8 protein-coding genes are annotated in these 12677 nt (G+C 49.1%); 5 read left to right on the plus strand and 3 right to left on the minus strand.

Features of this window, described 5'->3' with window-relative positions; all coding sequences use genetic code 11:
- Positions 1 to 64 precede the first annotated feature (64 nt).
- Together HMPREF9999_RS02820 and HMPREF9999_RS02825 are read right to left on the minus strand one after the other, a co-directional pair.
- Positions 65 to 1411: a transglutaminase domain-containing protein gene (locus tag HMPREF9999_RS02820; protein WP_009436811.1), complete on the minus strand. Its 1347-nt coding sequence runs from the start codon at positions 1409 to 1411 to the stop codon at positions 65 to 67.
- 76 nt (positions 1412 to 1487) lie between these two features.
- Positions 1488 to 3635 (minus strand): HD family phosphohydrolase, encoded by a 2148-nt coding sequence (locus tag HMPREF9999_RS02825; RefSeq protein ID WP_009436812.1) that lies wholly within the window; start codon positions 3633 to 3635, stop codon positions 1488 to 1490.
- Between the two features lie 161 nt (positions 3636 to 3796).
- Between HMPREF9999_RS02825 and rpoN the strand changes: the two genes are divergently transcribed.
- From rpoN to HMPREF9999_RS02850, 5 genes are all read left to right on the plus strand, one after another.
- Positions 3797 to 5290, plus strand: coding sequence for an RNA polymerase factor sigma-54 (rpoN, locus tag HMPREF9999_RS02830; RefSeq protein ID WP_009436813.1), 1494 nt, complete (start codon positions 3797 to 3799; stop codon positions 5288 to 5290).
- Between the two features lie 51 nt (positions 5291 to 5341).
- The gene (locus HMPREF9999_RS02835) at positions 5342 to 5980 is read left to right on the plus strand and encodes a hypothetical protein (protein ID WP_009436814.1); all 639 of its coding nucleotides are present in this window, start codon (positions 5342 to 5344) and stop codon (positions 5978 to 5980) included.
- 105 nt (positions 5981 to 6085) lie between these two features.
- Entirely contained in the window at positions 6086 to 6589 is a 504-nt protein-coding gene (gene purE, locus HMPREF9999_RS02840; protein ID WP_009436815.1) for a 5-(carboxyamino)imidazole ribonucleotide mutase, read from the plus strand.
- Positions 6590 to 6732: 143 nt separating this feature from the next.
- Positions 6733 to 8601 (plus strand): 4-hydroxy-3-methylbut-2-en-1-yl diphosphate synthase, encoded by a 1869-nt coding sequence (locus HMPREF9999_RS02845; protein WP_009436816.1) that lies wholly within the window; start codon positions 6733 to 6735, stop codon positions 8599 to 8601.
- Positions 8602 to 8686: 85 nt separating this feature from the next.
- A complete protein-coding gene (locus HMPREF9999_RS02850) occupies positions 8687 to 10621 on the plus strand; it encodes an LTA synthase family protein (RefSeq protein ID WP_009436817.1) in 1935 nt (644 codons plus the stop codon).
- Positions 10622 to 10712: 91 nt separating this feature from the next.
- Here the strand turns inward: HMPREF9999_RS02850 and HMPREF9999_RS09895 are convergent, their stop codons facing one another.
- Positions 10713 to 12674, minus strand: a complete 1962-nt coding sequence (locus HMPREF9999_RS09895; RefSeq protein ID WP_198144612.1) for a zinc-dependent metalloprotease family protein — start codon at positions 12672 to 12674, stop codon at positions 10713 to 10715.
- Positions 12675 to 12677: the final 3 nt, after the last annotated feature.

Genomic DNA, 12677 nt, shown 5'->3' on the forward strand with positions numbered 1-12677 from the left:
CAAAAATAAAGGCAGGTTCTACCAATGCCTAAAAGGGAATTCGTAGAACGTGCCTAACAGAATATCAACGACGAACACGACGAATGCCGGTAAAGTCGCCACGCACTAGCTGAACGTCTTTGGAGCGTTCTGCAAATGCACCTTCTTGCACTTCACAGTCTTCAGGAAGATAGATGGTACGGAGCTTGGGGCAACGCTCAAAAGCATAGGCCTCGATGACTTTCGTGCCTGGTAGCACATAGACAGACTCTAGTTCGGCACAGCCAGTCACCGTATTTTTCTCCAAACGTGGCATAGGCAGGAGTTTTAGGCTCTTCTTCTGAGTGGGCACATATATCAACTCGTCAATAACACGCTCCTTATTCTTGAGATGACAACGATAGACCGCTCCATCCTCACTACATAGTTTCTTATTGTTGGGCGAAACGTGCACGGCTTCTACTTGATTGCCAAAACGAGAAAGGCCTACCAAGCCTTGTCCGAGCGAGACGATGTTGTCGCCTAGATAGATTTGCTTGACTTCATCGGGCAACATCTTGTGAGGATTAAAGCTCGTGATGCGGAAAGACTTGTGACGCTTCGCATCATACTCATAGCTGTAAGGCACGGTGAGTATGGATTGGCGAGATTTCACCTCAGCGACGTTGAGATGCACCTCGTGAAAGTCAAGGACGAATCCATCTTTCTCAAAGGCGGCAGGCGAAATCCAAGTAGTCTGCAAGTCGGCAGCATAAGCATCTGCTGGCTTCATGGGATAGAAATTGCCGTTGGTGGGATCTTCAATAATCCATTCTCCATCTACCAAAGCAGCAGCCCATGCATGGCCACCATAGTAGTAGGTACCTTTACCGCCAAATAGATTACCATTGAGGCTCACCGAGGGGATGCCTTGCGAGATGGCCATCACACGAAGCAGATTGGCATAACCTTGACACACACAAAGCTTGTTGCGGAATACTAAGTAAGGAGAATTGGAGTCTTTGCCACCTGCAAGCTCTGCGCCTTTTCCATCCTTGTCATAGTTGATATTCTTCACCAAATAGTCATGAATGCGACGAAGAGCTTCCTTCTGATTCTTTGCCCCTTGAGTGATTTCGCTAGTTTTGACTTTGATTTCTTCAAACTGCTCCGCGGTGAGTTCGGGATAGTCCGAAAGCGTCAGTGCCACCTTGGGATCCATCACCGATAAAATTTTGTTGGCTGCTGCTGTACCATTGGTCGTAGAGATATTGGATAGAATCTCACTCTTATCGGGTGTGGCGAAATGTGCAGGATCATAGTCAAGACTTGTGGGCGAAGCCACATTTTGCGCCGTCAGTGGGTGGGACAACTCGGTGTCGATGGGACTTTCAGCAGTGCAACTGGCTAAAGCATACAGCGCGATTGCACCAAGGATGATGTGCTTATACATGAATTGAAGGGGTAAGATATTTGCTGCTAGCTAGCATGGGAGCTAATTGAAAAATCTGAATAACAAGCGTAGATTTCTAATCTACCTCCCGACTCGTGGGGAATAGTCCACGATGTGTCATGGGAATGATGGGCGATTCCGATTTTAGTTCGGGATAAGAGATGCGGTCGTGATAGATGGTTTTTAGGCTCTCTATCAAGGTGACCTTAGCTTGCGAGAGATCACGGAAGGTGATGGGACATTGATCGAAAGCCCCATTGGCCACCTGATCATCAATGATGCGATGAACCAACTGGGAAATAGCCTCTTCGGTGTGCTCTTTTAGACTACGAGAAGCAGCTTCGACCGAGTCGGCCATCATGATGATGGCTTGTTCGAGGGTGGTAGGATTTGGCCCTGGATAGCGATAGTCTGCTTCATCCACATGTTCGGCACCATATTTATTGACGGCTTGCACATAGAAATAACGCACTAGCGAGCGACCATGATGTGTCAGGATGATATCGCGAATGGATTTAGGCAAACGATATTTCTCGGCTAGCCGCACTCCTTCGGTGACGTGTTCAATGATGATTCGCGCAGAATCTTGTTCGGACAACATATCATGTGGATTGAGTGCACCTTGATTCTCAGTGAAAAAACCAGGATTGAGCATCTTCCCTATATCATGATACAAAGCACTGGTACGCACCAAGAGCACATTCCCCCCAATCTTATCGGCCACTTCTGCAGCAAGGTTGCCCACCTGCATCGAATGAACAAAGGTGCCTTGCGCCAACTTGGCCAAACGACGAAGCATGGGGTTGTTGATATTGCTCAACTCAATGAGCGTGACTGCTGAGGTGAATCCAAACATGCGCTCAATGAGGTAGAGCAACGGATAGGTAAAAAGTAAGGCTACACCACTAAGACCAATGTCGCGATAACGCTCAAGGTTAAGTCCAAATATGATTTGTTCCAAACCAGTATCACGACTAAAAGTGTTGAGTGTTGCTAGCTCGTGGAAGAAGACAAAAAGTGAGGTGCCTATGGTGACGATGGCCGCTGTGCGGAGAATCTGCGAACGCTCATAAAGTTCGCTCAAAGAGTAGACAGCAAGCAGCCCAGCCAAAAGCTGAACAGGCATGAAAATGACATCGTTGTGTCCCGAGAGCGACACAATCACCACTGTGGTGAGATGCGCCATAAATGCCGTACGTGAATCGGTGAAGATGCGCAACACGATGGGCACCATGACGAAGGGAATGATGTAGATAGGTGCCAAATTGATGCTCTGCACAAGCGAAGCTATGATGCAAAAGATGGTGATGAGCGAAAAGATGAGATAAATCTTGTGAGAAGAAGCCAGATAGGCATGACGAAAGAGTCTGAGATAGAGTATCATCACGCCGATGCAGGTGATGATTAAGCCCAACCGACCAATGTAAAAAAGCAAAACATTCTTCTGGCTATCATTGCGCAGATTGAGTTCATCGTTGAAAGACTCTACTTCCAACTGATGTTGGCGCGTCACAATGTCACCGCGGTCTATGATTTTAGCTCCTGCTGGTTTGAGATAATCTATAGTGGTGATTTCTCCAAGAGCTTCTTGGAGAGCACTTGCACTCTTTTCTTTGTTCAGACTAAGATTGATGTTGAGATAATTGTCGAGTTGATCCACAAGAGCATTGTCTCGATCTTGACTTTTGTCTGAAAGGAGATACTCGCGTGCACTATTTTTAGTGAGCAAAAGCCTGCTCTCACGAAGTGTCGACGTAGTGCCCACCACAATTTGCACCTGCGCATATTCGTCCTGCTGCACCTTGTTCATATCCTCACTCGAGATAATGCCTGCATGATACACTTCTTTCAGCTTATTGACCGCATGTTGTATCTCGCTAGCACTGAAATATCCGAGTTTTCCTGAGCGACAATCGCGCTCAAAGCGTTCAATTTGAGTTTGAGCCACAGAGGGCATAAGATCAAAGTAGGGTTTGAAGGCTCTGCGGGTGCTATCTTTCTCCTGTTGAATGCGCTCTGCTCCCTTTTTCACCGGAAGCTCAAAGGGGGCAATCAGACGTGGATAAGGCCAAGGTTTGTTGATATCTACTTCATATCTCGTCACATCGGTCTTAGGCAAGGCTACGAAAATGACCACCACGCTGATAAGTGCTGTGATGGTGACATTTAGCCATGTCTTTTTACGAAGTTCTATAGTTTGAGAAAGAAAATTGAGCAAGCGCATAGGTTATGATATAAAGCCACATGGCGATGTATGGGCAAAGTTACTACTATTTTTCGAAGAATTAGAGCCTCTATCGCAAAAAACTTAGTAAATTTGCAGTACATCCAAGCATTGTATTTTTACAGTGTCTTCATGTTTCTCTCTCAAGCACATATTTCTCTATGTCACAACGCCAAGGACTGCAACAAAATCAACAACAGCAACAGGTGCAAAACACCTCTAGCGCACAAGTTTTGCTCTCTACCATCGTAGAGATGCCCTTGGCCGATTTTGAAACTCGCTTGCAAAACGAGCTCCTAGACAATGAAGCCCTAGAAGTAAGTGAGCACGACAGCGCAGACGAGGCAGACTTTATGGGAAACGAAGCTGATGATGGGCTCAACGATAGCGAGAGAGAAAACGCACGCTTAGAAGATGAACTTGGAGACTACCGCACGCTTGACGATGTGCCCGACACCTTGAGAGAAGCCTACAACAACCGAGGAGAAGACAATGGACGTGAACGACAAATCAGCAGTGAAGATTCGTCGTATGATGAACTTTATCGACAGATTGGTGAACTCCCTCTCTCCGAACATGAGATGGCGATTATGGTGTATCTCGTGGGTTCGCTCGATGAAAACGGATTTCTCTCTAAAGATGATGAGACCCTCTGCGATGAATTGGCTTTTAAGGAGTATATTGACACGACTCCCGAAGAAATCAATCGACTAGCCAAGCTCTTGCAACAGTTTGAGCCGAAAGGGATCGGGGCTAGAAATCTGAGAGAATGCCTCTTACTCCAATTGGCTCCCGATGCGCCAGCACGAATTGTGGTGGATCGATACTTCGATGATTTGATGCACTCCAGATGGCCTCGGATTGCCACCAAACTTTCTCTTTCTGACGAGGACGTGGAACGCATTCGCCATGACATCAGCCGCCTTAATCCACGCCCAGGTAGTGTGCTCTCAGAGGGCATCAACACTTCTGCTCCCACAGTGGTTCCAGACTTTCGGGTCACCTTGGACAGCGATGGCACACCCATTGTGCAACAACAGCGTGGACAATTGCCAGACCTTCGCGTAAGTCCAGCCTTTGCAGAAACCCTGGTGATGCACCGCATGGCCAAAGATCGCGCTACACAAGAAGGAAAAGCCTTACAGCTTTCCCGCAGTCAAGAAGAAGCCCTGGTCTATGCACGACAAAAGGTGAATGCTGCTCAATCTTTCATCGAGAGTGTGCGCCGTAGGCACTACACCCTACAAGCAGTCATGGAAGCGATTGTGGAACTACAGCATGACTTCTTTGTCAATGACGACGACGAAAGCCAGATTCGCCCCATGGTGCTCAAAGACATTGCCGAGCGCGCACACATTGATGTGAGCACCGTGTCACGTGCCATCAACTCGAAATATGTGGAAACCGACTACGGCACCTACCCTTTGCGCCATTTCTTCTCCACACAGTTCACCTCTGCTGACGGAGAAACCGTAGCCGCTCGCAAGGTAAAAGCAGCGATCCAGGAAATCATTGCCGAGGAAGACAAACGTAAGCCTCTCTCTGACGAAGCGGTGGCCACTCTACTTGCCGAAAGAGGGCTAAAAGTGGCACGACGCACTGTCTCCAAATATCGCGAACAGCTAGGCATTGCCAAAGCTGGATTGCGCAGATAATGGTTGCTACCTCCACTACACTACTATTCTTGCTATAGACTTTTCTCTGATATGTCTACCCCTCAACAATCTCTGCGCAACAAATATGCGTTGCTCACAGCCAAAACCATCTCGTGGCTATTTCATCCCTTCTACCTTCCCACGGTGGCAGTCACCCTCTTGTTGGTATTTAGCTATCTCAACCAGCTTCCCAATGCCTACCGCTTCGCTTTTGCAGGTATTGTGATCCTCTTCACCTGGGTATTCCCCCTCATTGCCATCCGCATGTATCGCGCCATCAATGGATGGACAAGCCACCAAATGAGCTTGCGCGAACGCAGATTTGTGCCTTATATCATCAACATCATTTGCTATAGCATTCTCTTTGCGCTGATGCGATTCTTTCGCATGCCCTATTTTCTCTCCACCATCATCATTTCAGGGCTACTCATTCAGATTGTCTGCGCACTGATTAACTTGAAAATCAAAATTTCTACTCATGCTGCGGCATCGGGAGGCGTGATTGGCATGCTCATGGCCTTCTCGCGGGTGTTTCACTTCGATGCTACCTTCTGGATTTGTTGGGCTATTCTCCTCTCAGGTGCTGTGTGTAGTAGTAGAATGATTCTGAAGATGCACAACTATAGCGAACTACTCTTCGGAGTCATCGTGGGTTTCTTCTGTGGTTTGGGCATCGTCTTTTTCCTCTAACCAAGAAATGCCCTGTAAAGGCAACTCTTCGCTCAAACTCCTCAGCGTATTTTGCACTTTCTTCGACATTTTATCCCCCCAACCCTATAATTTCACTATATTCCTATGCAACCACTTGTAAGCATCATCATGGGTAGCACCAGCGACCTTCCAGTGATGGAAAAAGCTGCTCAACTTCTCGACGAACTTGAGATTCCTTTTGAAATCAATGCGCTCTCTGCCCATCGCACTCCTGCTGAGGTTGAGAAGTTTGCACGCGAAGCCAAAGGTCGCGGTCTCCGAGTTATCATCGCTGCAGCTGGCATGGCTGCCGCTCTTCCAGGTGTGATAGCCGCCAACACCACGCTACCCGTTGTCGGAGTGCCCATCAAAGGAATGCTCGACGGCTTGGATGCCCTCCTCTCCATCGTTCAAATGCCTCCTGGCATCCCAGTAGCTACAGTGGGTGTCAACGGATCACTCAATGCTGCTCTCTTGGCAGTGCAAATGATTGCCCTTTCTGATGAAACTGTGGCGCAAAAACTTGCAGCCTATAAGGAAGGATTGAAAAAGAAAATCGTGAAAGCCAACGAAGAACTCGCGGCTATACAATATAAATATAAGTGCTAAGCACGCTTAGTTGGGCGATACATCACGCCACCTTCTAAGCACGACCTCTTGATACTCTTTATCAGACTCTGGTGTCTTCTTTTTGAGTCACCAGAGTCTGCCTACATAGACACAACAATTTACTATACTTCTTTTCGACACTCATGAATTTGTTTAACTACTCCCCCCGAAGTAGCCACGCTGTGAAGGTGGGGAACACGATAATAGGTGATGGAAATCCCCTGCGCCTGCAGAGCATGACCACTACTCTGACCACAGACACGGAAGCTAGTGTGGAACAGTGCATCCGCATCATTGAGGCTGGGGCAGACCTCGTGCGCTTGACCACACAAGGGCTGCGCGAAGCGGAAAACCTTCGCAACATTCGCGCTGAACTCGACCGCAGAGGCTACCACACTCCTCTGGTGGCTGATGTGCACTTTAACCCTAAAGTGGCTGATTTAGCGGCTACCATTATTGAAAAAGTCCGCATCAACCCGGGCAACTATGTAGATCCAGCGCGCACTTTCAAGAGTGTAGAATATACTGACGAAGAATATGCTGCAGAACTCCAACGTCTAGAAACGCGCTTCAAGAAGTTGCTCGAGATCTGCCGCGAAAACGGCACTGCCATCCGCATCGGCGTGAATCATGGCTCGCTCTCCGACCGCATCATGTGCCACTATGGCGACACCCCTGCTGGCATCGTAGAGAGCTGCATGGAGTTTCTCCGTATTTGCATGCGCGAGAACTTCTTCGATGTGGTCATCTCCATCAAGGCCTCCAACACGGTGGTCATGGTGCAAAGCATGCGTTTGCTGGTAGATGCCATGAAGCGCGAGGGTATGTCTTTTCCCCTCCATCTCGGAGTCACCGAAGCTGGAGAAGGTGAAGATGGTCGCATCAAGAGCGCAGTTGGCATTGGTGCACTCCTAGCAGACGGCATCGGCGATACCATCCGTGTATCACTCTCCGAAGCTCCCGAACAAGAGATTCCCGTGGCTTATAAGCTGGCATCTTATGTGCTAGAGTCTCGCTCGGGTCATGCCCATATCCCAGCCCTTCCTTGCGCAGAATTCAACTGGCTCGAACCACAACGTCGTCCCACCTGCTCGGTGCTCAACATCGGGGGTAAGCACACCCCTGTGGTAGTATCTTACCAAGCTGACTCATCCTTACCTCAGCCTTCACATAGCAACGGCACTCCTCGGGCTGACTATGCCTATTTTGGTGGCAACCTGCCCCAAGACTGGAAATCGCGCGTGCCTGCTGCCATCGTAGACGCACCTAACTGGACTGGAGAAGAAGGCACTTATCCTGCTTACGTGCCCCAATATCTCATGTTTGTGTCGGGCAATCCTGCTCCGCTCAAGTTCCTGTTCTTAAGCTATGCCCAACTCAACGATGAAGTAAAGGCTTGCCTCCGTGCGCACAGCGAGATGGTAGTCATCGCGCAGAGCAATCATGCCAATCGTGCCGGAGAACTTCGTGCTCTCGTGCACGAAATGTGGAGAGAACGCCTCACCAACCCCGTCATCTTCTGCCAACAATATGGCGACACAGTGAAGGAGGACTTCCAAATCAAGGCGGCAGCCGACATGGGACTGCTCATGATGGATGGTTTGACCGATGGTGTGATGCTGGCTTCTCGATTGGCAGAACGCGATGAAACCGCCTTTGGCGTGCTGCAAGCTGGTCGCTTGCGCCAGACCAAAACGGAATACATCTCTTGCCCAGGCTGCGGCCGCACCCTCTATGATCTCCAAGAAACGATAGCACGCATCAAAGCATCTACCTCTCACCTCAAAGGCTTGAAACTCGGCATCATGGGCTGCATCGTGAATGGTCCTGGAGAAATGGCGGATGCTGACTATGGATATGTGGGAGCAGGTCCAGGCAAGGTGAGTCTTTATCGCGGAAAGGTCTGCGTGGAACGCAACATTCCCACCGCCGAAGCTGTAGATCGTTTGTTATCTCTCATTGAAAGTGACAAAGCAACTCAAAACGAAGGGACATCTTCACCAGAATCCTAGTCCTTTTGCACATTAAATAAGGTGGACAACTCCCTAAGAAGTGTTGTCCACCTCTATTCTATCCATCTCAATAGTTCGTTTCGTGATGAAACACCTCCGACTTCCGCATTTCAGTATCTCTCAATATGGTGTACTCCTATGGCGTCTCCTTCTTGCCTTTGCGATGCTCACTCTAGCACGAGTGATTTTTCTTTGGCACAATGCAGACTTACTCCATCTTGAAGACCTTTCCTCCACACTTCTCGCCTTTCGAGGTGGGGTGCGCTTTGACTTGGCAGCATTAGTCTACCTCAATGCCCTCATGCTCTTATTGCATTTCCTACCTCAACGATGGACCAGTCAGAGATGGGGACAGCATTTATTGCGATGGACTTATCTTCTTCCCAACATTTTAGGCTTGATGGCCAACATGACCGACGTGGTCTACTTCCGATTCACGCTCAATCGCACCACGATGGCCGTATTTCATGAGTTTTCCAACGAAAATCCTCTTCGCTTCTTGGGATTTCTTTGGGACTTCCTCCCCATCACTCTCCTCTCGTTGGGCATCATCGCTGTGTGGATGATTCTAGACCATCTGCCTCGGGTCAAAGTGCTTCATTGGCAAGCACGCAAAGAAGCCTTGGTGTCTAGCAGCTTGCTCGTGGTGGCAGCTGTATTGTCCATGGGCTGTGTCCGTGGCACATTTAGCGACCTCCGTCCACTAGCCCCACATAACGCTTCTCTTTATTGTAACGAGCCACAACAACAGGCTCTTGTCCTCAACACCCCTTTCACCCTACTGCGAACGGCAGGCAAAACAGCCATGCCCATTCACACTTACTTCTCTGAGGAAGAAGCCCAACGCTACTTTTCTTCCGAGCGCACCCCTACCACTGATGGTGCTTGGAGCGGGCATTTCAAAGGACGAAATATCGTGATGATCATCTGGGAAAGTATGGCCAAAGAATGGGTAGGAAGCTTAAATCGTCAAATACCTAATTATCCCACTTACACACCTTTCATTGACTCTCTGCTGGTTCATTCCTTTGTATTGACCGACGCTTATGCTTGCGGCACACAATCGGTCGATGCCATGCCTGCACTCTTCGGATCTATCACGCGGCCAGGCCAACCCTTTGTCACTTCGCCTTACGCAGGAAACGGATTGACAGCACTCCCCGAATTCTTGAAGCGCGCAGGGTACTACACCGCCTTCTTTCACAATGCGCAGAATGGTTCGATGGGCTTTGATGCCTTCTCCCGAAAGATGGGTTTCGATGCCTATTTCGGTATGGACGAATACAACAACCCGAAAGATTTCGATGGAGGTTGGGGGATTTGGGACGAAGAGTTTTTGCAATACTTCGCACACAAACTCAGCACCTTCCAACAACCCTTCTTTGCTACTGAATTTACCATCAGTTCGCACCACCCTTTCCACCTTCCTAAACGCTATGAGAAAGTGTTTCCCCGTGACGAAGTGCCTTATCACGCCTTGATTCGCTACACGGATATGTCGCTGCGCAAGTTTTTCCAGACGGCACGCACGCAACCGTGGTTTCGCAACACGCTCTTCATCATCACCGCCGACCATGCCGTAGCAGGCATCAGACCTGAATATAACAACTCGGTAGGTCGTTTTAGCATCCCCTTCCTCTTCTACGATGCTCGCGAAGAATGGGTGGGCACCTCGGACAACACTTTCCAGCAAGCCGACTTCCTCCCTACTCTCCTCGACCTCCTCGATTTGCAACAGCCCAAAATGATCAGTTTCGGGCACAATGTATTCTCTCCCTCTGCCCCACATTTTGCCGTCAGTTCGATTGGTCAGATGTATCAAATGATAGATGGCGAATGGGTGCTCCACTTTGATGGAGAGAAGGTGCTAGGTTTTTACAACAAAACGAAGGATCCCCGACTCAAGTACGACCTTTCTGCCCAGCAGCTCCCAGAAATGCAACGCATGCTGCTTACGCTCAAAGCCTACCTGCAAGACTTCACGCACCGCATGAAGGACAACCGACTGCGACTACGCTGAAAGAAATCTAAAGTTGCGATACAACAAAAGGCAGTGCCAAAACGTCTGTTTTGGCACTGCCTTGTTTTTTGCAAGAATGCAAAGATAAGGGTTAGTTAGCAGGTGACACTTTCTGCACTACGGCACGCCCCTTTGCAGTAATGCGTATGAGGAGGGAGGACTGTCCACGAGGAATACGGAAGGAGCAAGAAGTCTGTTTTATCACAGTCTGTTGCAACTCGCGTCCTTCGAGGGATATCACCTCTACTTTAGCACCTTCTGGAGCAGCAACGTGGAGAATGTCACCTTCCCAACCACAAGAATAGTTGAAGGAGGTTGCGGTAGACACTCCTGCAACTCCACTCTTAATGGGAGCATCTTGCAAGATTTTCACATGCTCCACGACTTTGCGGTCGGACTGAGGGAGATAGAAGTGACAGTCCAACACGGCATTGCGTGGTTTATCCTCTTCATTGGGTTCAACAATCAGTTGAATCTTTGTCTTTCCCTGACCTTGCCACAAAGTACTACTGAACCACATTGCAGATGTTTGGAGAGAAAACTCTGCAGGTGCATCAATCGTGAGTACGACGATAGTGTCTTTTGCAGAAACATGGATGTCATTGGGAGAAATCCTCCATTTTTCTTCAACCTTAGGTGGATTAACTGGCTCTACTGGTTTAGGATTGGGCTTAATGGGATCCACCGGTTTGGGGTCAGGCTTCGTGGGCTCAACTGGCTTGGGGTCAGGCTTCGCGGGCTCCACTGGCTTGGGATCGGGCTTGACAGGATCTACCGGCTTAGGCTCAGGTTTGACGGGATCCACTGGCTTGGGATCGGGCTTGACGGGATTAACTGGCTTGGGATCGGGCTTGACGGGATCTACTGGCTTGGGATCGGGCTTGACAGGATCTACCGGTTTGGGGTCAGGCTTAGGCTCGGGTTGATCAGAGGAAAGCTCTGTGCCTTGTTGAACCACGGTGTAGTTAACAAAGGTAGATTCGTCATCGCCAATGAGTTCAAAACGAAGATGTCCCACTCGCGATTCCTTCTGCGGATTGTCTGCGACCGAGAGTCTAAAAGTTTTACTGTTGTATCCCGACTTCAAATCGGTAGTGAGCCATGCAGCATCACTGGTCACCAAATAGGTAGCCGTGGTGGTCATCTTCACTTCTAGGGTTTGTGCGCGATGATCGGGACGCCACTCTGCAGGAGCAAAACTGATTTGTGTGTTGCCTTCGCTAAACTGAGCAACGATAGGCATACGCTCGCGCAGCATGCGCACATTATCTTCCGTGGCAGAGCCCAAAACTACACCTTTCCACACACTTTTAGGCCCAGAGAAAATAGGTACTTGTCCTCCCACATGATCATGTGGTCCAGCCATCACCGTGCGATATTCGGGACGACTCGCCCCGACTGCATACTCATGCTTGCCTGCATCCACCTGTTGTCGCGAGTGCTGACAACCGATGTTGTGCGCGGCTTCGTGCGCCGCCGTATAATTGACTGCTGCCATAGAAGCACGTACGGAGGAGAAACCAGCATCTATACTCTTTGCCTCCTGAGTCGCCAATCCCGAAGCTCCATCGTTGACGGGTTCGGAAAGCAAAACCACAAGGTCGGCTTTTGCAGCATCTCGCTGACGGCGTACTTCGGCATGGGCAGAAACCAATCCCAAACCTTGGTTGATGCTCTGCGCTTTTTCGGCAATCTCCATGTAGCCTGCCAAACGAAAACGCCCTTCTACATGAGAATTGCGCAACACAGCATTGATAGATTCTACCACCTCTTGGGCATATTTAGCCATACCTCCTCGTTGCGTTGCTACAGCTTTGCCCGAAGGATCATAGACCACAAAATAATCGATAATGGGCACACTGGTCTGAGCTTGGGTAGAAGCAGTGCGCCACGAAGAAGGTAGCGAATGATAAAAAGAGGTAGCATGCACCTTTTCCACTGCACCAATGGTAGGACTTAGGATTAAAGTACAAAGAAGGAATAGGAAACTCAATTTCTGTTTCACCACCGCATAAGAATGGTGTTTAGAAAAGAAAGATTGCAGACTTTTCATGTC

The sequence above is a fragment of the Alloprevotella sp. oral taxon 473 str. F0040 genome (assembly GCF_000318095.2).
In the GTDB taxonomy this organism is placed as follows: domain Bacteria; phylum Bacteroidota; class Bacteroidia; order Bacteroidales; family Bacteroidaceae; genus Alloprevotella.

Coding starts and splice junctions, on each gene's coding strand:
- HMPREF9999_RS02825 (WP_009436812.1), bottom strand. CDS start 3,635: ATGCGCTTGCTCAATTTTCTTTCTCAAACTATAGAACTTCGTAAAAAG.
- rpoN (WP_009436813.1), top strand. CDS start 3,797: ATGTCACAACGCCAAGGACTGCAACAAAATCAACAACAGCAACAGGTG.
- HMPREF9999_RS02820 (WP_009436811.1), bottom strand. CDS start 1,411: ATGTATAAGCACATCATCCTTGGTGCAATCGCGCTGTATGCTTTAGCC.
- HMPREF9999_RS09895 (WP_198144612.1), bottom strand. CDS start 12,674: ATGAAAAGTCTGCAATCTTTCTTTTCTAAACACCATTCTTATGCGGTG.
- HMPREF9999_RS02845 (WP_009436816.1), top strand. CDS start 6,733: ATGAATTTGTTTAACTACTCCCCCCGAAGTAGCCACGCTGTGAAGGTG.
- purE (WP_009436815.1), top strand. CDS start 6,086: ATGCAACCACTTGTAAGCATCATCATGGGTAGCACCAGCGACCTTCCA.
- HMPREF9999_RS02850 (WP_009436817.1), top strand. CDS start 8,687: ATGAAACACCTCCGACTTCCGCATTTCAGTATCTCTCAATATGGTGTA.
- HMPREF9999_RS02835 (WP_009436814.1), top strand. CDS start 5,342: ATGTCTACCCCTCAACAATCTCTGCGCAACAAATATGCGTTGCTCACA.